This window comes from Streptomyces sp. NPDC059718 (assembly GCF_042733315.1).
Lineage (GTDB): Bacteria > Actinomycetota > Actinomycetes > Streptomycetales > Streptomycetaceae > Actinacidiphila.
Genome location: NZ_JBHWGA010000025.1, coordinates 1 through 21,310 on the forward strand (window position 1 = coordinate 1; position 21,310 = coordinate 21,310).

Sequence of the window (21,310 nt, forward strand, 5' to 3'; positions counted from 1 at the left end):
GCGACATCCCGCTCCTCCATCCCGCCAACGACCATAGCCATCAACAAGACAAACGACACTGTCACGCCCGAATCACGACTTTCCCAACGGAGTCCTAAAGGACGGAGATTCCCACCTGCCTGCCGGTGGTCACCGGCTGGGGCTTCGGGTGGGTTCCTGTTTCTTCGCGCTGCGCCGGTACGAGTACCGGTCTTACCCGCGCTCCGCAGGCTGATACGGCCAGTCCGGCCGCCTTCGCGATGTTGACCGCCGCATTGATGTCCCGGTCAAGGACGGTCCCGCAGGCCCCGCACGTCCACACGCGGAGGCTGAGGGGCTTGGGGCCGTCCTTGACGCCGCAGGCCGAGCAGACCTGAGAGGTCGGTTCGAAGCGTCCGATGCGGTGGAAAGTCCGCCCATACAGGGCGGCCTTGTACTCCAGCATCGCGGTGAATGTCGACCATCCGGCGTCGTGCACAGACTTGGCCATGCGGGTGCGGGCCAGTCCCTTGACCGCCAGGTCTTCCACTGCAACCGCTTGGTTCTCGCGAATGATCTTCATGGAGAGCTGGTGGTGGAACTCGCGCCGCGCGTCGGCGGTCTGTGCGTGGGCGCGTGCAACCTTAATTCGGGCCTTCGCCCGGTTTTTCGATCCCTTGGCCTTCCGGCTGAGATCCTGCTGAGCCTTCTTCAGCTTCTTCTCGGCCCGGCGTAGGAAGCGGGGGCTGCCGATCTTCGTTCCGTCGGAGAGGATCGCGAAGTGGGTCAGGCCCACGTCGATGCCGACGACGTTGTCCGTGGCGGGCAGCATCTCGGGGTCGGTCTCGACCACGAACGAGGCGAAGTACCGGCCCGCACTGTCCTTGACCACGGTCACCGTGGACGGTGCCGATGGCAGGGAGCGGGACCACTTCACGGCCACGTCACCGACCTTGGGTAGCCGGAGCTTCCCGCCGGTCGTGATCTTCCATCCGGCGTTCGCGGTGAACCGGACCGCCTGCCGGGTGTCCTTGCGGGACTTGAAGCGGGGCGGTCCCATCTTGGGGCGCTTGCCCCTGCGGCCGTCGAAGAAGTTTCGGTACGCGGCGTCCAGGTCCCGAAGGGACTGCTGCAACACGACCGAGGACACCTCGTCAAGCCATGCCCGCTCGGGAGTCTTCTTAGCGACGGTGAGCTGCTTGGACAGTTCGGCCGAAGGGACGAACGGCAGCCCCGCCGCACGAGCCTCCTCGCGGACGCGGAGCGCGTCGTTGAAGACAACCCGAGCGCACCCGAACGCCCGCGCCAACGCTGTGCGCTGACCGAAACTCGGGTACACGCGGAAGCTGTACCGAAGCTGCATGACGATCACCATACTCTTTGGTTTATGTCACCACGGTGGAATCCCAATCCGGACGTACGTATGTACGGGTTCTACAACCTGCATGTCCATTTGGCTTTCGTCACGAAGTACCGGCGTAAAGCCATCACGGACACCATGCTCACCAGGTGCGAGGAGATCATGCGGGAGGTGTGCGCGGACTTCGAGGCCGAACTGAAGCAGTTCAACGGCGAGGACGACCACGTGCACCTGCTCGTGCACTACCCCCCGAAAGTCCAGCTCTCCAAGCTGGTCAACTCCCTCAAGGGCGTGTCCGCCCGAATGCTGCGCAAGGAATACGACGCGCACGTCCGGCGGTACTTGTGGGGCGGGCACTTCTGGTCCGGCTCCTACTTCGCCGGTTCCTGTGGCGGCGCCCCGCTGACCGTCGTACGCCAGTACATCGAGAGCCAGAAGCGGCCTGCCTGACCGTCACCCCGGAGCCGGCAGCGAACTCCGCCGCTTCGCGGCTCCGGGCCAAGGATGGCCTTCACCCCCGCCCTAAAGGACGGAGCACTGGCCAAGATCAGAGGTAGACCGCGCCCTTGCCGTCGTCGCCGTCGGTGTCCGGCCGGACGAAGGAGCGGGTCAGGCTGGCCAGGACGGTGCCCGCGAGCGGTTCGCGCCGCCACACGCAGTCCTCGCCCAGCACCGTCCAGGTCGCCGGCCCGGTCTCGTACGGCTCGCGCTTGCGGTATCCGGAGCCGAAGTAGTCCGGCCGCACGGTCAGCCCCCGGACGAAGTCGGCCGCCTGCGCCCGGGTCTTGGGTGCCGCGCTCTCGGCCAGCGTGTACGGGTCGTTCACCGCCGACGCCGAGGGGGCCGGACTCGCGCTGCCCCGCCCGTTCGGGCTCGCCCCCGTCGGCGACTTGGCGCCCTGGTCCGGTGTCCTCTCACTCGTGCACGCCACCAGCAGCAGCGCTCCTGCCGCCGCCAGCAGCGCCGGTCTGCGTAAGCCCACTCCCACCCACCCCTTCGCACTCGTCGCACCGTCTTGACGACCGGCGACCGCCGCTTGCCGCGTGCACATGCCATGGTGCGCCAACTGGGTTGCTCAGGCTACGAGTTGAGATGAACCGTGACCCCCCGGCCACGGCTCGGTGACAGTCCTACGGCCGGGTGACGACGGAGTCCCGCAGCGGCCCGTCCGCCCAGCGGGCCGCCTCGACCCGGCTCCGGATGCGCACCACGGTCAACTCCGGCCGGTCGTCCAGCAGTCGCGTCACCCGCGCGGCCGTCTTGCCGTGGGTGTTCCACGCCCAGCGGACGATGTGCTCGGGGTCGGTGAGGATCGTCCACAGGGGCGGCTCGACGTTGCCGTTCCACAGCCGCTGCCGGCGAAGGCGACGTACCAGGGTGCGCCGGATCACCTGCCGCATGACGCGGCGCCGGGGGAGGTCCAGCCAGAGCAGCACGTCGGCGCGGGCGGCGAGGTGGGCACGCACCGAGCCGTACTGCCACTCGGTCACCCATCCGGCCTCGGCGCTGAAGCGGTGGACGTCGGCCTCGAACGAGGGGCGCCTGGTCCAGCCGGGGCCGTGGAAGAGCGCGTCGATCTCCACGTGCGGCACCCGCAACGCGACGGCGACACGGGCGGCGAGCGTCGTCTTGCCCGCGCCGGAAGTGCCGGCGACGAGCACCCGCCGCGGTCGGTGGGGCAGTGGGTCAGCCGGTCCCAGGAGTGGCACGCCGCCACGGTAGCAACGCCGCCGCCGGCCACCGCGCGGGGGCGCCCCGACGCAAGCTCGCCGGGCGGCTCTCGTAGGCTCCCCGCGACCACCCCGCCCGTCAAACGACGCCGGCGGCCCGGCACCGAACGCGCCCGACACGTACTGGACACCGTCCCTTCCCCGCAGCGACACCCGTCCGGCCGTACGGCTGCTGCACGATCTTGGGACGTGACCACCAGCCCTGCACTGCGCACCCTCGACCGCCGCCGCTTCCTCGCCCTCGCGGGGGGCACCTTCGGGGTCCTGGCCGCGGGCCAGTTGACCCAGGCGCTCTCCGCGCGCGCCGCGGAACTGGACCCCGCGCCCTTCTCCCTCGGCGTCGCCTCCGGTGACCCGGACCACCACAGCGTCGTGCTGTGGACCCGCCTGGTGCCCGACCCGCTCGACGCGGAGACCGGCGGCATGCCCGCGACGCCCGTCGAGGTGCGGTGGGAGGTCGCGAAGGACGAGTCCTTCCGGAAGGTCGTCGCGAGCGGCGCGGTGACGGCGCTGCCCGAGTCCGCGCACACCGTGCACGTCGTCGTCGACGACCTCGCCCCCGACCGCTGGTACTGGTACCGCTTCCAGTACGGCGAGGTCCGCAGCCGCACCGGACGCACCCGGACCATGCCGTCGCCCGGGGCGAAGGCCGACCGGCTGCGGTTCGCGTTCGTGTCGTGCCAGTCGTGGACGGGCGGCGCCTACCCCGCCTACCGCGACCTGGCGGAGCAGGACCTCGACTTCGTCCTCCACCTCGGCGACTACATCTACGAGACGACCGACGGAGGCCTCACCGAGTTCCGCCGCCTGCACGCCCTGTACAAGACCTCGCCCGAACTGCGGGCGGCCCACGCCCGGTTCCCCTTCTTCGTCACCTGGGACGACCACGAGGTCCAGAACAACTACGCGGCCGACGTGCCGGGTGGCGCCGGTGACGGCCGTCCCTTCCTGGAGCGCCGCGCCAACGGCTACCAGGCGTACTACGAGCACCTGCCGCTGCGGCCCGAGCAGCGGCCCACCGGCCCGGACGCGCTGATGTACCGTCAGGTGCGGTTCGGGAAGCTCGCCGAGTTCAGCGTCCTCGACACCCGCCAGTACCGCACTGACCAGGCGTACGGGGACGGCCGCAAGGAACCGGGCCCCGAGGTCTGGAACCCGGAGCGCACGATGACCGGCCCGGAGCAGGAGAAGTGGCTGCTCGGCAACCTGGACCGCTCCAAGGCCCAGTGGAACGTCATCGCCCAGCAGACCATCATGGCCGCCTTCGACTACGACCTCGGCCCGGGGAAGATCGTCAACCTCGACCAGTGGGACGGGTACGCGGGTGCCCGCGCCCGTATCCTCGACTTCCTCGCCGACCGCGACGTCGCCAACCCGGTGGTGCTCAGCGGCGACTGGCACACCCACTGGGTCAACGACCTGAAGACCGACTTCGACGACCCGCACGCGCCGGTCGTCGCCACCGAGTTCGTCGGCACGTCGATCTCCTCCGGCGCCGGCTGGGACGCCGACGTGCGGGCGGGTCTCGTCGCCAACCCGCACGTGAAGTTCTACAACGGCACCTACCGCGGGTACGTGCTGTGCGACGTGACCCGCGACCGGTGGCGCGCCGACCTGCGCATCGTCCTCAAGGGCGACGACGCGGCCTCCCCGGCCTTCACCATCGCCGCCTTCGAGGTCTGCGACGGGCACCCCGGGGCCCGGAGGATCGACGCCGGCGACGGACTGGTCGGCCGGATCACCGACAAGGTCACCGGCAAGCCGCTCGCCAACGTCCAGGTGACGGTCACGGCGGCGGACGGCACCCGGTTCGCGGCCGTCACCACCGACACCACCGGCGAGTACCTGGCCTTCGCGCCGCCCGGACAGTACGCGGTCGCCGTGGGCGGCGTCGGCCACGAACCGGCGACCGCCACGGCCACCGTGCGCGCGGGCGCGCAGACCCGGGGCGACGTGGCCCTGACGCGTGCCGCCGTACGGGCCGGCACCGGCCGTCCGGTGCCCGGGCCGCAGTCGCAGGCGGCGGCCACGGACGTCACGCTGTCCAACGGCATGCTGTCGCTGGCCGTCTCCGCGGGCTCCCAGGACCCCCAGCTGTCCGGGGTCACCCTGGGCAAGCCGCTGGACCTGGCGGCCGTGGGCCACCTGGACCAGCTGGACTGGATGAACCTGCCGTACGCCTCGGCGGCGCGGCCGCGCGGGAGCAACGCCTGGCAGCAGCTGACCGTGCGGTCCACCGCCCTGGAGGTGCTCGCCGCGGGCGGCCCGGTCGCCTCCGCGCGCGCCACCGGGGCGAGCACCCAGGTCGCCGACGTCCAAGTGGTCACGACGTTCACGATCGGCGACGGCGAGCCCTGGGTGACCGCTGAGAGCGTCTTCACCAACCGGGGAACGGCGTCGCGCACCTTCTGGCTGGGCGACGTGCTGGACCACGACGGCGCCGGCCAGCGCAGCGGCGTCGCCGGGCACGGCACCGTGACCGCCTCCGCCCCGGCCGACTTCGAGCCGACGGCCCCGTGGGTGGGCATGACCGGCTCCGACGGTCAGACGTACGGGCTGCTCTACGACGAGCCGGGCTTCACCGTGTACGCCTGCGGGATCTGGGCGATGACCCAGCGTCAGGTGACGATAGAGCCGGGCGCCGCGTTCACCCTGCGGCGGCGGATCGCCGCCGTCGACAACGGCGGCGCGGCCGACCCGTTCGCGGTGCTCGCCGCGCTCTGATCAGGGCTCGGAGCCGACGCGGCGGCGGTCCCCCGGTCCCGGGGACCGCCGCCTCCGCAGCGCTCGGCCGGTCAGCGGTCGGTGGACTCCAGCGCCCGCGCGGTGTAGCGCGCGCCGCTGACCTCCCGGGCCGGGACGGCGGCGGCGAGCGCGGCGCGTTCGTCCTGCGACAGGACGAGGTCGGCCGCCGCGGCGTTCTCCTCTAGGTATTTCCGCCGCTTCGTACCGGGGATGGCGACGGCCCCCTGCGCGTCGACCCAGGCGAGCGCGACCTGGCCCGGTGTCGCACCGCGTGCTTCGGCGATCTCCCGTACGCGCTCGACCAGGACGAGGTTCGCGGCGATGTTCTCCGGCGAGAAGCGGGGCAGTCCGCGGCGCGCGTCGTCCGGCGCCAGGTCGTCGACGCTGCGGATGGCCCCGCTGAGGAAGCCGCGGCCCATGGGCGAGGAGGCGACCAGGCCGATGCCCAGTTCGTCCATCGTCGCCTTGCGGCCGTTGTCCAGCAGGTCCTGGGTGAACAGCGACATCTCCGACTGGACCGCGGTGAGGGGGTGGACGGCATGGGCCCGGCGGATGGTCTCCGAGGAGACCTCGGAGAGCCCGATGTAACGGACCTTGCCCGCGGTGACCAGTTCCCCCATCGCGCCGATGGTGTCCTCGACGGGCGTCGCGGGATCGACCCGGTGCATGAAGTAGAGGTCGATCACGTCCGTGCCCAGGTGGCGCAGCGAGCGCTCCACGGCCCGGCGGACGTGCTCCGGCCGCCCGTCGAGGGGACCGGGCGTGCCGTCGTCGGCGAAGTCGAGGCCGAACTTCGTCGACAGGACGACCTCGTCCCGGCGGTGTCCGAGCGCGCGGGCGATCAGCCTCTCGTTCTCGAAGGGGCCGTAGGACTCGGCCGTGTCGATGAAGGTGACGCCCAGGTCGACCGCGCGGTTGAGCGTGATCACGGACTCCCGCTCGTCCCCCGCCCCGTAGTCCACGCTCATCCCCATCGCACCCAGGCCCTGCACCGGCACGCGCAGTCCCTGGCCGCCGAGGTCCACCGTCCGCATCGCGATTCCCTCCCGCAGTGGTGACGATCCGCCCCGGTGCGCCGGTGCGCACGGCGGTCGTCAGCCACCTGCATGACCGGGCGGCTCCCGTGTCCGTGACACCGGCGGCGACGGGGTGTGCCCCACGGCTACGCGTTCCGGATGGCGTGCACCAGGCCCGCGACGAGGGTCGCCCGTTCGCCCATGGCGTCGACGACCACGTACTCGTGGTCGGCGTGCGCCCCGCCCCCGACGGCTCCGAGACCGTCGAGGGTCGGCACTCCCAGTGCGGCGGTGTGGTTGCCGTCGCTTCCGCCGCCCACGGCCCTGCCCTCGATGCCGGGCAGCAACCGCTGCGCCAGGGCGAAGAGCGCGGCGGACGCCGACTCCGGCATCGGGGGCCGCCGGACGCCGCCGCGGACCGAGATGGCGGCTCCCTCCAGGTGCGGGGTCAGAGCGGCGAAGCCGGCTTCGACGCGTTCCTTCTCCTCGGCCGTCTCGACCCGTACGTCGGCGACGACGGTCGCCTCGGCGGGCACCACGTTGTCGACGGTGCCCGCCGACGCCACAGTCGGGGTGACGGTCGTACCGGCCTCGGGCCGGCTGAGCGCCGCGACGGCCAGCACCTGGTGCGCGGCCTCGACGAGGGCGTTGACCCCGGCCTCGGGCTCCAGTCCCGCGTGCGAGGCGCGGCCGGTGACGGTGACCTCGAACGTGCCGCAGCCCTTGCGGCCCGTCTTCAGCGCCCCGCCCTCCGCTGCGCCCTCGAAGACGAGCACGGCGCCGCAGGCGAGGGCCCGCTCCTCGATGAGCGCCCGGGAGTGGGGGGAGCCGACCTCCTCGTCGCAGGTCACCAGGATCTCGACGCCCGACCGGTCCTCCAGGAGCGCCACACCGTGGACGGCCTGCACGAGACCGCCCAGCATGTCGAAGACGCCGGGGCCGGTGGCGTGGCCGCCGGCGACGGTGAACGGGCGCCGTGCGAGGGTGCCGAGCGGGAACACGGTGTCGTGGTGTCCCAGGATCAGCACCTTGGGGTCGCCCCCGGAAGACCAGCGGACGTGCGGCCCGCCGGGGCTCTCGACGCAGACGGCCTGGCCGCCGAGGCGCCTTTCGATGACGCCGGCGACGGCCTTGGCCGATGCCGTCAGGGCGTCGACGTCGCGCGACGGGGACTCGACCTCGACGAGCGTCCTGAGGTCCTCGATCATGGCGTCGACACTCACGGGGCCGATCCTGTGCATCGTCATCCCGCCAGGGTAGTGAGCACACCGGCCGGTACGCCCACGTCAGTTGCCGGCCTCGCGTGCCACGCGCTCGAGCCGGCCGCGGTACTCCTCCCACCAGGCCCGGTCGTCCGACGGGATGCTGTCGTTGCCCTGCAGGAAGCCGACGCTGCCGTCGATGAGCTCGCGGAGGATGTCGGCGTGGCCGGCGTGCCGCTGGGTGTCCGCGATCACGCGCACCAGGACGTGGCTGAGGGTCGTCGCCCGGCGTTCCTCCGGCCACCACGGGACGTGGCCGACCGCGTCGAGCGGCAGCGCCTCGATTGTGCTGTCCGCGTGCTCCCAGGCCCGGCGGTACAGCCCGGTGATCTCCTCGCGCGTCTCGTCGGCCGTGGCCCACATGTCCGCGTTGGCCTCCGCGTCCTCCCGGTACCAGGAGGGCCGCTCAGCACCGAAGAACGGCCGCCCGAAAGTGTCGCCCAGGTAGCCCAGCTCCACACCGGCGGCGTGCTTGACCAGCCCCAGCAGGTTCGTCCCCGTGGGCGTGAGGGGGCGGCGGACGTCGTACTCCGACAGCCCGTCCATCTTCCACAGCAGGGTGTCCCGCGCGTCCTGCAGGTACCGGAGGAGGTCCGCCTTGGGATTCGGTTCGATCATGCCGGGCAGTCTCCCACCCGGCACCGACAGCGGCCCCCCTGCGCGGGCGGTCGCGGACGCGGAGAAGCCGGGCGGCGCGCAGCGGTCGGCGGTCTGCCCTTCACCCTCCGCTCCCCCGGAGTTCGCGTGGACGATCTTCGGTCGCGTCAGGGTCGAACCCTGCCCTGTCACCGGATCGACCGAGGGGAACCATGCGCGTACGGACCAAGATCGCTTCAGCCGCGGCAGCCTGCCTTGCGGCGGCGGCACTCATGGCGGCCACGGGCCTCGGATCCGCCGAGGCCTCGACCCCGGCGGTCGCGAAGGCGGCGGTCGCGAAGGCGGCCCCCACGGAGTACACGGCCGAACTCCGGCACACCTTCGCCGCGTTCGACGCGCGGCAGGGTGTGGCCGTCGACCGGAAGTACTTCTACGCCGTCAACAACCAGACCATCACCAAGCACGACAAGGCGACCGGCGAACCTCTCCTGCAGTTCGTCGGCGACGCCGACGGCCCGATCATCCACATGGACAGCGCCACCGTGGTCGGCGACAAGCTGTACGCGGCGACCTCGAACTACAACACCACGCCCGAGAAGAGCTCCGTCGAGGTGTTCGACACCCGGACGATGAAGCACATCGACACCTTCGGCTTCGGCATCGACCGCGGCTCGCTGACCTGGCTGGACCGGCACGACGGGGCGTGGTGGGCGGCCTTCGCCAACTACGACAAGCCCCCGGCGGGCTCGACGGAGCCGTACGGCGGTACCGACAACACGCAGATCGTCAAACTCGACGACCGGTTCCGGGTCGTGGAGGCCTGGACGCTGCCGCAGGAACTCCTGGACAAGATCCGGCCGATGAGCAACTCCGGAGGTTCGTGGGGCCCCGACGGCCGGCTGTGGATCACCGGCCACGACTACGACGAGGCCTACGTGATGGACGTCCCGTCCGAGGGCTCGGACCTGCGCTGGGTGGCGACCGTCAAGCTGCCCGACGTCGAGGGCCAGGCCATCGCCTGGGACCGCTCCGGCAGGACCCCCGAGCTGTGGACCATCAAGCGCTCCACCGAGCAGGTGCTGGTCTTCCAGGCCCCCTACACCTCGATCGAGGACCCGCACACCCGCCAGTGGCGGGTCGTCGGCCCGGGCCACTTCGTGGAGTGACGCCGCTCGCGTCCGCCGGGTGGCGTGGGGCACCCACGCCACCCGGCGAACGCCTTCCGGCACCGTCTGCGGGGTGGTGGCCCGCGGCGGGTGGGGATTCCCGAGCTCGGAGCGCGGGTTCGATTCCCGTCGCCCGCTCCGGCGGAAAGCCCCGGGCAAGCAGCCCGGGCTCCTTTCCCGTCGAGTCCGGATGCGGCGTCTCGCGCCGGGCCCGTGCCCGATGCCATGTCATCCGCCTCCGCACGCCGGCTCCCGGACCAGGCGCATGGGGCTCAGAGCTCGGGCAACCGTATGGTCATCCCGTACAGTCGGGTGGTCTGCATGTCGCTCTGGTTGTCATCAGTGACCATGAGGACCTTCAAACGACCGTCCGGGGTGGTCCCGGTGATCGTCATGCCCTCGATGTTGCCGAGCAGGGGGTTGGCCTGCGACTGCTTGTTCGTGGCTCCGAGCGGCGGGCAGTTGACCATGTCGACCAGCAGGGTCTTGTTCATCAGGGAAACGTCGTCCTGGCCGGACAGGTTCTCGACGTGGGTGATGTCGTCCGCCTCGCGCGGGTCGGCGAGATAGACCCGGATGATATTGCCGACGCTCTTGTCGAAGCCTCGCTCCAGAACGAGGAGCCTGCCGTCACCGGACGCGCAAATGTCCGACAGCAACAGGCCCTTGTCGCGCACGTAGCCCCACTGCACGCCGATCCGGAACTCGTCGCCGGTCGTCTCGCGTTTCCACGCCTGGAAACGCACGTAGGCGCTCTCGTCACCCCTCAGCGCGCCCTCCATCGACGCCACCAGTGTGAGGCCGCCGGGCTGCATGGCGAGGCCCTCGAAGGTCTCGTTGACCACGGCCCGGCCCGCAGGCGCGAGGAGGAGGCTGTCCGGCACCGGCAGGCTGTCGATGAACTTTCCCTCCGGGGTGTAGCGACGAACGGCCGGTTCCTCGGAGGCGATCAGGAGCGTGCCGTCCTCATCGAAGACCAGGGCCTCGAAGTCCGTCTCCTTCCCGTTCTCGTCGTACAGCGCCACGACTTCGACGGGCTCGTGGGTGGCGGCGTCCAGGTGGAAGAGCAAGGAGCGGTCCGCGAGGGCGGCTACACGTCCCTCGGGGCTGACCGCCAGGGCCGACATGTTGCCGACGAACTTCTCCTCGAAACAGGTCTTGTCGAGGGCATCGGAGAACCAGTCGACAACGGCCCAGGCGGAGCAGGCGTTCGGCTCCGAACCCTCAGAAAATTCGGTCATCGTAAACCCCTTCGCATTGTTCGAAAACCCTCCACACCGGACTTCTCGGCCGGGCCCGTCACCTGGGATGTCCTCGCAGTAAGTTCCAGCGATTCCTCACTACCGCGCGCGAAGGCGTTGCCGCCAAGGAGCGATCCCGCTGCGCGGGAGTGATCACGGCGTCGGAACCCTACTGGATGGCCTCGATCGCCGGACCGGGTCCACGGCAGTCCGGCAAGCCGGTGATGATGATGCGCGGCCACGGCGAGGACACGGTCGGCACTTTCCACGGCCTTCGACGCCTCCGACGAGATCGTCGGCCGCATCGAGCAGTGGTTCCCCGGTTTCCTCACCCACGACACGACCATGGCGTCCTTCCGGGACCTGCGCCCGATGCTCTACCGGGCCGTCGCTCCCTTCGTGCAGGACAGCCACGAGAACAGGCGCGAAGCCGCCGTCATTGCCGCGCTCATCCTCGCCGAACACCCCGCACTAGCCGAGCAGCGTGATCACCTCGCCGTGCACGCGAGCCGCGTCCTCGACACCAACGGCCACGAGCCCAACCGCCGCATCGCCCGGAGGGCCCTTGAAGCGTGGGGCCACGACGTCCCCGGCCCCGAACCTTTCCGGGCGGAGCCCTGGGACCGGGGGCCGCACAGCGACGGCCGCGGCGATCTCGAACCTCCCTTCTGACCCATCCGCGCAGGGCCCACCGGCGGAACACCGCGGCAGGTGGGAGACACCAGCCCAAGGACGCGCGACTTCCGCGGACCCGCGAAGGGCGTCCCGGGGCGGACGCGGCATCAGATGTCGCACCCCCGGCGGACGATCAAGAATCGCTTACGATCCAGCCATGGGCGCTTTGTCAGGATCTCAGGCGATGTGGTCGAACCTGCGGCGACGGGACCCCGTTCTGCTGTCCCCCGCCGCCCTGACCGCGGTCATCGGGGTCCTGGCGATCCTCACCCCTCAGGACGTCCCCTTCACCCGCCTGCTGCCGGCGGCGCCCGCGCTCGCCGCGTCGCTCTGGTCCGTGCGGGCGACCCTCACCCTCGGGATGATCTGCCTGCTCCCGGTCATCGGCTACGCCCTGGCCTTCTCCGACATGTCCGCCCTCTACACCGCCGGGGCGATCGGCGCCGTCAGCCTGGCCGCCGCCTACGCCAGCCATCTGCGCCTGCAGCGCGAACACACCCTCGCCCAGGTCCGCGCCGTCGCCGACGCGACGCAGGAGGTCCTCCTCAGGCCGGTGCCCGAACGCATCAGGAACCTGGAGATCGCGACCTTCTACCTCGCCGCGGCACCCCAGGCACGCATCGGCGGCGACTTCTACGCCGCGGCCGACACCCCCCACGGCCTGCGCCTGATCCTCGGGGACGTCCGCGGCAAGGGCCTGCGCGCCGTCGGGGTTTCGGCCGCCCTCCTCGGCTCCTTCCACGAGGCCGCCTACGAGGCCCCCGACCTGGCGCACCTCGCGCACCGTCTGGAGACCACCATCGCCCGGTACACCGCGGCGGTGCCCGCCGAGGACGACTGCGAACGCTTCGCCACCGCCGTCATCGTCGAGATCCCACCCGCGGCCGACCATGCCTCCGTGCTCAGCTGCGGGCACCCGCCCGCCCTCCTGGTGCACGACGGCCGCACCCGGGCCATCGAACCGGTGGTCCCCTCACCACCGGTCAACCTGGCGGCACTTGTCGGCTCCGGCTACCACGTCGACCGCGTTCCCCTGGCCGTCGGCGACCTGCTGCTGCTCTACACCGACGGCGTCAGCGAGACCCGCGACCCGGGCGGCGCCTTCTTCCCCCTCACCGCATGGACCCGGCAGGCCGCCACCACCGCACCGGCCGGGTTCCTGCGCCTCCTTCACCAGGCCCTCCTCCGCCACAGCGACGGCGTCCTCAACGACGACATCGCCTGCGTCGCCATCCGCAGGACCGCCGCGGGCACCCCGTGAGGCTGCCACCGCCGAGTATTTCCTATTGAATTGATGGGAAAGCATTGACGGTGGTCCGACAGGCTGCGCAGGATGAGGAACGTGCCCCAGACGCCCATGGACGTTGAGACCGCGCCGTCCGGCTCCGCACCGCCGCCGGAACCGGAGCCGACCGGGCCCGGCCGCGCCCACTGGCTGCGGGTGGCCCGTGAGACGGCGGACGACCTGGCCACGGACGCGGTCGCCAGGGACCAGGCGGGCAAGCCCCCGTTCGACGAGGTCTCCCGGCTGCGCGAGGCGGGGCTCCTGCCGTTGCTGGTGCCCGCCGGGTCCGGCGGCGGGGGCGCGGACTGGGCCACGGCGTACGCCGTGGCCCGCGAGATCGCGGCGGCCGACGCCGCGATCGCCCAACTGCTCGGCACGCACTACTTCGTGTCGTGGAGCGCCCGGCTCCTCACCGGGCCCTCGGCCGCCACGGGGCTGGAACGGCGTTCCGCGGCCGGGCAGTGGTGCTGGGGCGGTGGATTCGCCCGCCATGATCCGCCGCTGACGCTGGCCAGGACCGCGGGCGGCTACCGGCTGGAAGGCCGGCAGAGCTACGTCACGGGCGTCCTCGTCGCCGACCGCATCGCCGTACGCGCCGTGCGGGCCGACACCGGGGAACCGCTCGCCGTCGCCGTCGACCCCGCCCGGCACGGCGTCGCGGTCGGCGCGGAGGACGATCCCTTCGGCCAGCGGCTCGCCGCCGGGGGCGGCGTGGAGTTCGCCTCCGTGGCGGTCACCGCCGACGAGGTGCTCGGTTCGCTCTCCGCCGAGGAGGACGTCCTGTCGCCCCTGGCCTCGCTGGCCTCGCCGCTGGGGCGTCTGATGTCGGTCCAGCTCCGACTCGGCACGGCCGAGGGCGTGCTCGCCGAGGCCCGCGAGTACAGCAGGGCGGGCCAGCGGCCGTGGCACCCGGAGTGGCCGGCCGGATCGCCCCAGGACCCCCACGTGCTCGCCGCGTACGGCGAGCTGACCGTCCTCACCCGCTCCGCCTCCGCGCTCGCCGGTCAGGCGCTGGAGGCACTGGAGGGCGGCCTGGCACGAGGGGAGGACCTCGGCTACGAGGAGTGCGCGGAGATCTCGGCGCTCGTGGCCGTGGCCGAGGTCGCGACGTCCACCGCCGTCCGGGAGAGCACGACGCGCGCCCTGGACGTCATCGGGCCCCGCTCCGCGTCCGCGCGCCTGGGCCTGGACCGTTTCTGGCGCAACGCGCGCACCCACACCCTGTACGAGCCCGTGGCCCCCCGCCTCCGCGACGTCGGGGACTACTACCTCAACGGCACGCACCCCCCGTTCACGCTGCCCGTATGACCCGGAACCGACACCACCGGCACCCGACGGGATAATGCGCCCATGCGGATCTCAGCCAGGGCGGACTACGCGGTACGTGCCGCGCTGCAGCTCGCCGCGTCACCGGAGGCCGGGCCGATGAAGGCCGAGGCCATCGCCGCCGCCCAGGACATCCCGCACAAGTTCCTCGAGGGCATCCTCAACGAGATGCGGCGCGCCGGGCTTGTCCTCAGCCAGCGGGGCGGCAACGGCGGCTACCGCCTGGCGAGGCCCGCCGGGTCCATCAGCATCGCCGACGTCATCCGCGCCGTCGACGGACCGCTCGTGTCGGTCCGCGGGGTCCGCCCCCCGGACCTGGCGTACACCGGCCCCGCCGAGTCGCTGCTGCCGCTGTGGATCGCGCTGCGGTCCAACGTGCGCGAGATCCTCGAGGGCGTGTCGCTCGCCGACGTCGCGGGGGCCGAACTGCCGCGCGGCGTACTGGCCTTGACGGAGTCCCCCAGCGCCTGGACGAACCCCTGACCGGGCACCGCCCCGGACGTGCGCGCACCGCGAGGAGCGGCTCGCCGTACGCCGGGAACGGCGGACGGCGGCCCGCGGCGACGTATCGTTGTTGATCTCTTCGACAGGAGCCGCCATGAGCACGCCGCAGGACCTGATGATCGTCAGCATGGATGTGCCTTCGAGCCCTCCCGTCGAACCGGGCGACCTGTCGCTCGCGCTCGCGGGGGCCGAGGTGATCGATCTCCTCGGAGCGCGGGCGGTCACCCTGGACGGTGACCGCCTGGTGCCGGCGGACGGGCCGGCCACCGGTGACCACCTGCTGGACCAGGCGGCGTCGGCGCTCGTCGACCAGGCGCCCTACGAGTCGGTCGAGGACTGGCTGTGGCGCAGGGGCCGCAACCTCTCCTCGGTCTACCGCGGCGTGCTGCAGGCGACCGGCCTGACCGCCGTGAGCCGCCCCCGGTGGCGGCCCTGGGCCACCGGGGAGCAGGTGCTGCTGGACTCCCCCGCCCGCCGGGAGGCGCTCGGCCGCCGGTCGTCCGGGGAGCCCGTCCTGGCCGCCCTCGCCTCCGCCGCCGGGGTCCCCGGGGACCGGACCGCCGGCGACCTCGCCGACGTCGGCGACGACGCCGTGGCGACGGTGCTGGCCGCGGTCCACGACGCCGTCGAGGAACTGCAGTCGGTGCGGCAGCGGAAGGACATCGAGAAGGCGGCCTTCGACAACATCTGGCGGGCCTGAGGTCGAGGGCGGCGCCGCGGCCGCGGCCGCGGCGCCCCGGAGGCGTTCCCGCGTCAACGGCGACTCACCCCGGAGGGGTTCCCTCGAACTTGCCCTGACCGTACGTGGGTTCGCCCGTCCCGGACTCCTCCCGCACCGCCAGGGCCGGACGCCGCATCTGCACCCCGCCATCGTGAAATGGCACCTCAACTATGCCCCGCCAAGTGACGAGTTGGGACGAACATGCTTCGCCCGGCCCGCCCACGGGCCTGCCCGGACCGGGACTTGCGGCGGCGGGGCGTCCGGCCGGGACGGCCACGATGAACACTGCCCCAACTCGCTGAGTACGGGGCGGTTCCGCACGGTGAGCGCGGAGGATGGGTACGATCCGGCAGCAACATCCCATACACCAGGAAGCGGCTGTCGTGTCCCACAACACAACCATTCAGGACCGGTATGCGGCGCGTCTCGCAGAGGACCTGGAGAACAACGCCAAGGAACAGGAAGCGGTCCGGGAGCAGGTGGCCGGTCTCCAGGCCCGCCTGACCCGGCTCGAGGACGAGCGGGCCTGGCTGACCCGGCTGCAGGGCAGCGTGACGACCGGTGGACCCCGCGTCGCCCCGCGCGACGAACCTGCCGATGCCGTGCCGGCCGAGGAGGTCCCGGCCCGAGAAATCCCGGCCGAGGAGGTTCCGGCCGAGGTGGTTCCCGCCGCCGGCGTGGCCGGGGCGCCGGAGGAGGTCGCTCCCCGGGCCGTCCCGCGGCCCCGCACACGGAAGCCGGCCGGTGGGGCGAAGGCCCGGAAGGCCGGCAAGAAGGCGGCGCCGTCCCGCGACAAGGAGAAGCCGACGCTGCGCGGCCTCGTCGCGGACGTCCTCGCCGCCGATGAAGAGCCACGCATGGTCAGTGAGTTCGTCGACGCGCTGGCCAAGCGGCATCCGGATCGCTCCGCCCCGAGCGCCCCCGTCGTGCGCAACGCCCTGGAGGCGTTGGTCGCGAAGGGGCTCGCCGAGCGGTCCCGTCGTCAGGGCAGCGTCTTCTACACCCCTGTCACACCGTCGGCCGGGACCACCGGTGACGGCGCGGGCGCGGCAGCGTCCGAGGCCGGGGAGCCGGTCGCGGCGACAGCCTGACCGGGCGCCGTGGCAGGGGCACGCCTCTGCCACGGCGGAGTGGCCACAGAGCTGGGGTGGGCACCTCGGCCGTACGGGGCGGTCAGGTGGCGACGTTCCTCAGGGCGGCGCCGAGCGCCTTGAGGTCCAGGCCTTCGAGGTGGTCGAGGAAGTGACGGCGCACGGACACCAGGTTGGTCCGCCATGCCTCCTTGAGGCGCGCGAGGCCGGCGTCGGTGAGGACCGCGTTCCAGCCGCGGGCGTCCTCGGCACATTTGACGCGCTGCACGAGCCCGTCGTTCTCCAGCCGGTGGACGACACGCGTCATCCCGCTGACCGACAGTTCGCAGGCCCCGGCGAGGTCGCTCATCCGCATCTGCCGACCGGGCGCCTCGGAGAGGTTCATCAGGGTCAGGTACTCGATGAGCGGGAGTCGCTGCTCGCGGACCAGATCAGCGTCCATGACACGGGGCAGGGCGTAGATGACACGACTCAGCGACCGGACGACCGCTTCCTCGTCGGGACTGAGCGGCACTATCGCCTCGGGGGCCGCTTCCTGCCGCGGCATGACGTCTGACATGCCCCTAGTTTACTTGCGCGGCGAAGGAAGTGAACGCTTCCTAACGGCGGGATCCCGGAGTCCCCGCACATCCGGAATTATGACCCGGTTCGTCCGTTCCGTCGGTCACGGTAGGTCTCCGGCAGCCGCAGCCTGTCGTTCTGTCTTCGTCCGGCCACGGGAAGTCGCCGTCGCGCCGTGCCGTGGCTTCGGCGCGGGGACCGTCGTACCCGTGTGGGAGTAGATGCTCGTATCATGGGGAGGATCCTCGGGAGGAGACCATGACCGCTACGGCATCGAAAGCCGACTCGTGCAACAACCTGGCGCTGCGCAAGGCGGCCCGTTACCTCGGCGCGACCTACGACAAGGCCCTCGCCCCGGTCGGCCTCCGTGCGACGCAGTTCAGCATCCTGCAGCAGCTCAGCGTCCACGAAGAGATGACGATCACCGCCCTCGCCGACATCATCGCGATGGACCGTACGACGATGGCCTCCAACCTCAAGCCGCTCGCGCGGGAGGGCCTGGTCACCGTCGAGACGTCGGCGACCGACCGCCGCGCGCGGATCGTCACGCTCACACCGGACGGCCTCGCCAGGATGAAGGCGGCGCTCCCCCTCTGGAACGACGCCCAGACCCGGTTCGAGGAACGGTTCGGGTCCGCGGACGCGGCCCTGCTGCGCGGGTTCCTCAAGGCCGTGCTGGACACCGGCTTCGAACCGTGGGCGGAGTGAGCGGCTCCCGCCGGGGCGCGTCATGACCTGCTGACGGCGACGTCGTCTGGGGCGGGGGCCTCGACGGCGGCCGGGGCCGGGTCGGGGCGGCCGGGTGCGGTGCGCCGTCGCCGGCGGTCGTTGCACCAGGCGACCGCGCACGCCGCCCCGTACAGCAGGCTGATGGGCGTGGCGAGCAGCAGCATGCTGATCGGGTCGGTGCTGGGGGTGGCGATCGCGGCGAAGGCGGCGACCCCCATGAGCATGCCGCGCCACCAGCCGGTCATCCGCCGGGCGCTGATCACCCCGCCGAAGTTCAGCAGCACGAGGAGCACGGGCAGTTCGAAGGAGAGGCCGAAGACGATCACCATGCGGGTGGCCAGGTCGAGGAAGTCGTCGACGGGCAGGATGTTGGTGGCGTTGTCGGGGGTGAAGGAGATCAGCACCCGGGCCGTCGTCGGCAGCGTCCGGTACGCCACCGCGGCGCCGGTCAGGAACAGGGGGATGCCCGCCCCGAGGAAGGCCAGGGTGTACTTCCGCTCGCGGCGGTGCAGTCCCGGCGCGACGAAGGCCCACAGCTGGTAGAGCCACACCGGGCTCGCGCCGACCACTCCCGCGGTGACCGACACCTTGAGCGCGAGGGAGAACGGGGAGAGGAGACCGTTGAGGGAGATCACGCCGCAGTGACCCGCACCGTCCGCCCCGGAGGCCCCGGTCAGGCGGCCGGGGGCACAGCCGGGCAGCGGATCGATGAGGAACCCGATGAGTTGCCGGTGGAACAGGGCTGCGGCGACGGTGACGAGCAGGATCGCCCCGACGGCCTTGAGCAGGCGGTTGCGCAGTTCGCGCAGGTGCTCCCGGAGGGGCATCCGATCGGGGTCACGCGGGGTACGGGTGGTCATGGCCGGTCCGTCCGGGGCGCTTCAGCGCCGGTGGGGTGCGTCCGCCGCGGTGGCCTCGGGCGCCGTGTGCGGGGTCGCGGCCCCGGGCTCAGGAGTCGCGGCCCCGGGCTGGAGGGCCGCGGTCCGCACGGCACCCGGGGCTTCACCGGAGCCGTCCTCCCGCATGGCCTTGGTCTCGCTCCTGAGGATCCGGAGCGACTGCCCGAAGGAACGGGCCATGTCGGGAAGCCGTTTGGCCCCGAAGAGGAGGAGGACGACGACGAGGATGAGGAGGATCTCGGGTGCTCCGAGCCTTCCGAACATGGGTGTTTCCTTTCTGAGGTGCCGAGGTACCGAGGCGGCGCACAAGGATCCGGGCGCCGCCGGACGGCCTCGTCACGGCCGGTGGCCGCCGGCGGGCGGATCGCGCGGGTCGAGGTCCGTGAGGTCCAGGTCCCGCAGTTCGGGCGGGAGTTCGTCCCGGAGGTCCGCCCGGGCGCCCTGCGCGAGCTCACGGAGCCCGCGCAGGGCACGCACGGTGTCGGAGACCAGCCCGGGGAGCCTGTCGGGTCCGACGAGGACGACCGCCACCACGAGCAGCGTCAGGACCTCCAGCGGGCCGATGTCGGAGAACACCGTGCCTCCCGTCTGTGGGTGGGGTTCGCCGGGACTGACCCGGCCGGGGGTTACCGCGAGGCGCCGGCGGCGCGGCGGTACGGGGCGAGGAACGTGCCGAGTTCCGCCAGCATCTCCTCGGGCGCCTGCTCGGCGACCCAGTGACCGGCGCCGCGGATGACCACGCCCCTCACGTCCTCCGCCAGGGGCTCCAGCGCGCCGCCGACGGCACCGCCCCAGCTCTCGGATCCGCCGATCGCCAGGACCGGCATCGTCAGCTTCTTCTGCGCGCGGTCATCGTTCTGACCGGTGGTGCCGTCCCACGCGCGGTAGAACCCGAAACTGCCGCGCAGCGCCGCGGGGTCGGAGAAGAGGCGGACGTAGTACTCGCGCGCGTACCGGGGCAGCTTCTCCCCGCCCTGGATGTCGAACTCGTAGCCGAAGAAGTCCGCTTCGCGCCCCCTGACCAGCCGTTCGGTCAGCTCGTGGTCGACCCGGTTGAACGGGATGTGCCAGAGCCTGTCGTTGTCCCGCTCGTCCAGGAAGAGGATCGGCGAGGCGGACTTCCGCGGGGGTCCGGGGACCTCGGCGAGGGCCACGCGGGCGACGCGCTCCGGGTGGTCGGCAGCCAGCGCGTAGCTGATGATCATTCCGGTGTCGTGGCCGACGACCGCGAACCGCTCGTGACCCAGGGCGTCCATCAGGGCGACCAGGTCGCCCGCCAGGGAGCGGGTGTCGTACCCGCTCATGGGCTTGTCGGTGAGTCCCATGCCGCGCTGGTCGACGGCGACGACGGTGTGGTGCCGGGCCAGTTCCGGCATCAGCATGCGCCACGCGTACCAGTTCTGCGGCCAGCCGTGCACCAGGAGCAACGGCGGCCCCTCGCCTCCGGTCACCACGTGCTGGCGCAGCCCGCCGGCCCGGACGAAGCGGCTGCTGAAGGTCTTGGTGAACCCGGCCGGCAGCCGGGGCGCCGAGGAGACCGAGCCGAACCCGTGCGGCGTCCGCAGGGGCGGGGTGGCGGAGGCCGCCGGCAACCCGCCCGCCAGCGAGATGCCGGCGACGGTGACGGCGGAGGCGGCCGCACCGCCGACGAAGGCGCGTCGTGACAGTCCGCGCGGGGCACGGTGCGACGCCGGCCTCGGGCCGGGGCCGTCCTGCTCGGACGGCTCCACGGGGGGCATGTTCACGGGGTTTCCTTTCACTGGGAACGAGCATATGCGCATATCTGGGCGCAGGGTTGGGGCCGCGTCCGTACGGCTCCGTACGCCCTGCGGTGAGGGGCTGGGGTCAGCGGCCGGGGAACCGCTGCTTGATCTCCTGGAGCACCCAGCCGTTGCCGTCCGGGTCGCTGAAGGTGGCGAACGAGCCGTACGAGGCACGGTCGGGATGCAGGCCCGCGAGCCGCCCCTGACCCTCCTGCCGGTGGGTGACCTCCCCACCCTCATGGCCGTGGAACAGCAGCCCGCCGGCGTCGTGGAACACCTCGCTCACCTCGATGCCCCGGGCGACCAGCTCCGCACGGGCCTCCTCGATGTCGAGGACGGCCAGGTACAGCCCCTGGGCCGAGCCCGGCTCGGCAGGGGTGAGTCCCCGACCGAACATCACCGAGCACTCCGAGCCCGGCGGGGTGAAGTGCACCGCGCGAAAGTCCTCACCGGCGGCCTTGTCCAGGTCCAGGCGGAATCCCACCGCCTCGTAGAACGCCTTGGCCCGGTCGACATCGGACACGGGCAGCATGACAAGTTCCAGCTTCGTGTACATGGGGGGTCTTCCTTCGTAGATGACGGTGCACCGCACGCCGGCGGTCACCGTTTTCCGGGGGGACGAGGACGGCGGAGCCGCACCGGCGCCACACGCCGGATTCCCGGCCGGGTCGCCGAAGGCTT

The 21,310-nt window shown here is 71.8% G+C and carries 23 protein-coding genes; 10 read left to right on the forward strand and 13 right to left on the reverse strand.

The window, feature by feature from the left end:
• Positions 1-94: 94 nt before the first annotated feature.
• On the reverse strand, positions 95-1,321 hold the full coding sequence (locus ACFV3E_RS26355) for an RNA-guided endonuclease InsQ/TnpB family protein (RefSeq protein ID WP_500536981.1): 1,227 nt from the start codon (positions 1,319-1,321) through the stop codon (positions 95-97).
• Between the two features lie 24 nt (positions 1,322-1,345).
• On the opposite strand from ACFV3E_RS26355, the gene tnpA reads away from it, so the two are divergent.
• On the forward strand, positions 1,346-1,768 hold the full coding sequence (gene tnpA / locus ACFV3E_RS26360; RefSeq protein WP_500536886.1) for an IS200/IS605 family transposase: 423 nt from the start codon (positions 1,346-1,348) through the stop codon (positions 1,766-1,768).
• Positions 1,769-1,865: 97 nt separating this feature from the next.
• Here the strand turns inward: tnpA and ACFV3E_RS26365 are convergent, their stop codons facing one another.
• Both ACFV3E_RS26365 and ACFV3E_RS26370 read right to left on the reverse strand, forming a co-directional pair.
• A complete protein-coding gene (locus ACFV3E_RS26365) occupies positions 1,866-2,300 on the reverse strand; it encodes a hypothetical protein (protein ID WP_500536887.1) in 435 nt (144 codons plus the stop codon).
• 148 nt (positions 2,301-2,448) lie between these two features.
• Positions 2,449-3,027: a P-loop NTPase family protein gene (locus ACFV3E_RS26370; RefSeq protein WP_500536888.1), complete on the reverse strand. Its 579-nt coding sequence runs from the start codon at positions 3,025-3,027 to the stop codon at positions 2,449-2,451.
• A 210-nt stretch (positions 3,028-3,237) separates the two neighbouring features.
• On the opposite strand from ACFV3E_RS26370, the gene ACFV3E_RS26375 reads away from it, so the two are divergent.
• Positions 3,238-5,772 (forward strand): alkaline phosphatase D family protein, encoded by a 2,535-nt coding sequence (locus ACFV3E_RS26375; protein WP_500536889.1) that lies wholly within the window; start codon positions 3,238-3,240, stop codon positions 5,770-5,772.
• Positions 5,773-5,843: 71 nt separating this feature from the next.
• On the opposite strand, the gene ACFV3E_RS26380 is transcribed toward ACFV3E_RS26375, so the two are convergent.
• The 3 genes from ACFV3E_RS26380 to ACFV3E_RS26390 all read right to left on the reverse strand — a co-directional run bounded on the left by ACFV3E_RS26380 (position 5,844) and on the right by ACFV3E_RS26390 (position 8,689).
• Complete coding sequence (locus tag ACFV3E_RS26380) at positions 5,844-6,827, reverse strand: aldo/keto reductase (RefSeq protein ID WP_500536890.1); 984 nt, start codon at positions 6,825-6,827, stop codon at positions 5,844-5,846.
• Positions 6,828-6,955: 128 nt separating this feature from the next.
• Positions 6,956-8,056 (reverse strand): M20 family metallopeptidase, encoded by a 1,101-nt coding sequence (locus ACFV3E_RS26385; protein WP_500536891.1) that lies wholly within the window; start codon positions 8,054-8,056, stop codon positions 6,956-6,958.
• 39 nt (positions 8,057-8,095) lie between these two features.
• Positions 8,096-8,689 (reverse strand): DinB family protein, encoded by a 594-nt coding sequence (locus tag ACFV3E_RS26390; RefSeq protein ID WP_500536892.1) that lies wholly within the window; start codon positions 8,687-8,689, stop codon positions 8,096-8,098.
• Between the two features lie 191 nt (positions 8,690-8,880).
• Between ACFV3E_RS26390 and ACFV3E_RS26395 the strand changes: the two genes are divergently transcribed.
• Positions 8,881-9,834 (forward strand): hypothetical protein, encoded by a 954-nt coding sequence (locus tag ACFV3E_RS26395; RefSeq protein WP_500536893.1) that lies wholly within the window; start codon positions 8,881-8,883, stop codon positions 9,832-9,834.
• A gap of 272 nt (positions 9,835-10,106) precedes the next feature.
• Here the strand turns inward: ACFV3E_RS26395 and ACFV3E_RS26400 are convergent, their stop codons facing one another.
• Positions 10,107-11,075, reverse strand: coding sequence for an esterase-like activity of phytase family protein (locus tag ACFV3E_RS26400; protein WP_500536894.1), 969 nt, complete (start codon positions 11,073-11,075; stop codon positions 10,107-10,109).
• A 345-nt stretch (positions 11,076-11,420) separates the two neighbouring features.
• Here ACFV3E_RS26400 and ACFV3E_RS26405 point away from each other — a divergent pair, with 345 nt between their 5' ends.
• The 6 genes from ACFV3E_RS26405 to ACFV3E_RS26430 all read left to right on the forward strand — a co-directional run bounded on the left by ACFV3E_RS26405 (position 11,421) and on the right by ACFV3E_RS26430 (position 16,677).
• Complete coding sequence (locus ACFV3E_RS26405) at positions 11,421-11,747, forward strand: hypothetical protein (RefSeq protein ID WP_500536895.1); 327 nt, start codon at positions 11,421-11,423, stop codon at positions 11,745-11,747.
• Positions 11,748-11,934: 187 nt separating this feature from the next.
• Positions 11,935-13,011, forward strand: coding sequence for a PP2C family protein-serine/threonine phosphatase (locus tag ACFV3E_RS26410; protein WP_500536982.1), 1,077 nt, complete (start codon positions 11,935-11,937; stop codon positions 13,009-13,011).
• A gap of 96 nt (positions 13,012-13,107) precedes the next feature.
• Positions 13,108-14,343 carry an acyl-CoA dehydrogenase family protein gene (locus tag ACFV3E_RS26415; protein ID WP_500536983.1) on the forward strand — a complete coding sequence of 412 codons (1,236 nt, stop codon included), beginning with the start codon at positions 13,108-13,110 and terminating at the stop codon, positions 14,341-14,343.
• Between the two features lie 42 nt (positions 14,344-14,385).
• Positions 14,386-14,844, forward strand: coding sequence for an RrF2 family transcriptional regulator (locus ACFV3E_RS26420; RefSeq protein WP_500362661.1), 459 nt, complete (start codon positions 14,386-14,388; stop codon positions 14,842-14,844).
• Between the two features lie 115 nt (positions 14,845-14,959).
• The gene (locus ACFV3E_RS26425) at positions 14,960-15,565 is read left to right on the forward strand and encodes a GOLPH3/VPS74 family protein (protein WP_500536896.1); all 606 of its coding nucleotides are present in this window, start codon (positions 14,960-14,962) and stop codon (positions 15,563-15,565) included.
• A 404-nt stretch (positions 15,566-15,969) separates the two neighbouring features.
• A complete protein-coding gene (locus tag ACFV3E_RS26430) occupies positions 15,970-16,677 on the forward strand; it encodes a hypothetical protein (protein ID WP_500536897.1) in 708 nt (235 codons plus the stop codon).
• A gap of 82 nt (positions 16,678-16,759) precedes the next feature.
• On the opposite strand, the gene ACFV3E_RS26435 is transcribed toward ACFV3E_RS26430, so the two are convergent.
• Entirely contained in the window at positions 16,760-17,236 is a 477-nt protein-coding gene (locus ACFV3E_RS26435; RefSeq protein WP_499516195.1) for a MarR family winged helix-turn-helix transcriptional regulator, read from the reverse strand.
• A gap of 260 nt (positions 17,237-17,496) precedes the next feature.
• Here ACFV3E_RS26435 and ACFV3E_RS26440 point away from each other — a divergent pair, with 260 nt between their 5' ends.
• Positions 17,497-17,946 (forward strand): MarR family winged helix-turn-helix transcriptional regulator, encoded by a 450-nt coding sequence (locus ACFV3E_RS26440; RefSeq protein ID WP_500536898.1) that lies wholly within the window; start codon positions 17,497-17,499, stop codon positions 17,944-17,946.
• 20 nt (positions 17,947-17,966) lie between these two features.
• Here ACFV3E_RS26440 and tatC read toward each other — a convergent pair whose 3' ends face one another.
• The 5 genes from tatC to ACFV3E_RS26465 all read right to left on the reverse strand — a co-directional run bounded on the left by tatC (position 17,967) and on the right by ACFV3E_RS26465 (position 21,185).
• The gene (tatC, locus tag ACFV3E_RS26445; RefSeq protein WP_500536899.1) at positions 17,967-18,827 is read right to left on the reverse strand and encodes a twin-arginine translocase subunit TatC; all 861 of its coding nucleotides are present in this window, start codon (positions 18,825-18,827) and stop codon (positions 17,967-17,969) included.
• Positions 18,828-18,848: 21 nt separating this feature from the next.
• A complete protein-coding gene (tatA, locus tag ACFV3E_RS26450; protein WP_500536900.1) occupies positions 18,849-19,130 on the reverse strand; it encodes a Sec-independent protein translocase subunit TatA in 282 nt (93 codons plus the stop codon).
• Positions 19,131-19,202: 72 nt separating this feature from the next.
• A complete protein-coding gene (locus tag ACFV3E_RS26455; protein ID WP_500536901.1) occupies positions 19,203-19,442 on the reverse strand; it encodes a twin-arginine translocase TatA/TatE family subunit in 240 nt (79 codons plus the stop codon).
• A 50-nt stretch (positions 19,443-19,492) separates the two neighbouring features.
• Complete coding sequence (locus ACFV3E_RS26460) at positions 19,493-20,605, reverse strand: alpha/beta fold hydrolase (protein ID WP_500536984.1); 1,113 nt, start codon at positions 20,603-20,605, stop codon at positions 19,493-19,495.
• Positions 20,606-20,711: 106 nt separating this feature from the next.
• On the reverse strand, positions 20,712-21,185 hold the full coding sequence (locus ACFV3E_RS26465; RefSeq protein ID WP_500536902.1) for a VOC family protein: 474 nt from the start codon (positions 21,183-21,185) through the stop codon (positions 20,712-20,714).
• Positions 21,186-21,310: the final 125 nt, after the last annotated feature.

Excerpts from the sequence above, each read along its gene's own strand:
- ACFV3E_RS26355 (WP_500536981.1), bottom strand. The coding sequence starts at position 1,321 with ATGCAGCTTCGGTACAGCTTCCGCGTGTACCCGAGTTTCGGTCAGCGC.
- tnpA (WP_500536886.1), top strand. The coding sequence starts at position 1,346 with ATGTCACCACGGTGGAATCCCAATCCGGACGTACGTATGTACGGGTTC.
- ACFV3E_RS26380 (WP_500536890.1), bottom strand. The coding sequence starts at position 6,827 with ATGCGGACGGTGGACCTCGGCGGCCAGGGACTGCGCGTGCCGGTGCAG.
- ACFV3E_RS26385 (WP_500536891.1), bottom strand. The coding sequence starts at position 8,056 with ATGACGATGCACAGGATCGGCCCCGTGAGTGTCGACGCCATGATCGAG.
- ACFV3E_RS26390 (WP_500536892.1), bottom strand. The coding sequence starts at position 8,689 with ATGATCGAACCGAATCCCAAGGCGGACCTCCTCCGGTACCTGCAGGAC.
- ACFV3E_RS26395 (WP_500536893.1), top strand. The coding sequence starts at position 8,881 with ATGCGCGTACGGACCAAGATCGCTTCAGCCGCGGCAGCCTGCCTTGCG.
- ACFV3E_RS26400 (WP_500536894.1), bottom strand. The coding sequence starts at position 11,075 with ATGACCGAATTTTCTGAGGGTTCGGAGCCGAACGCCTGCTCCGCCTGG.
- ACFV3E_RS26405 (WP_500536895.1), top strand. The coding sequence starts at position 11,421 with ATGGCGTCCTTCCGGGACCTGCGCCCGATGCTCTACCGGGCCGTCGCT.
- ACFV3E_RS26410 (WP_500536982.1), top strand. The coding sequence starts at position 11,935 with ATGTGGTCGAACCTGCGGCGACGGGACCCCGTTCTGCTGTCCCCCGCC.
- ACFV3E_RS26415 (WP_500536983.1), top strand. The coding sequence starts at position 13,108 with ATGGACGTTGAGACCGCGCCGTCCGGCTCCGCACCGCCGCCGGAACCG.
- ACFV3E_RS26420 (WP_500362661.1), top strand. The coding sequence starts at position 14,386 with ATGCGGATCTCAGCCAGGGCGGACTACGCGGTACGTGCCGCGCTGCAG.
- ACFV3E_RS26425 (WP_500536896.1), top strand. The coding sequence starts at position 14,960 with ATGAGCACGCCGCAGGACCTGATGATCGTCAGCATGGATGTGCCTTCG.
- ACFV3E_RS26435 (WP_499516195.1), bottom strand. The coding sequence starts at position 17,236 with ATGTCAGACGTCATGCCGCGGCAGGAAGCGGCCCCCGAGGCGATAGTG.
- ACFV3E_RS26440 (WP_500536898.1), top strand. The coding sequence starts at position 17,497 with ATGACCGCTACGGCATCGAAAGCCGACTCGTGCAACAACCTGGCGCTG.
- tatC (WP_500536899.1), bottom strand. The coding sequence starts at position 18,827 with ATGACCACCCGTACCCCGCGTGACCCCGATCGGATGCCCCTCCGGGAG.
- tatA (WP_500536900.1), bottom strand. The coding sequence starts at position 19,130 with ATGTTCGGAAGGCTCGGAGCACCCGAGATCCTCCTCATCCTCGTCGTC.
- ACFV3E_RS26460 (WP_500536984.1), bottom strand. The coding sequence starts at position 20,605 with ATGCCCCCCGTGGAGCCGTCCGAGCAGGACGGCCCCGGCCCGAGGCCG.
- ACFV3E_RS26465 (WP_500536902.1), bottom strand. The coding sequence starts at position 21,185 with ATGTACACGAAGCTGGAACTTGTCATGCTGCCCGTGTCCGATGTCGAC.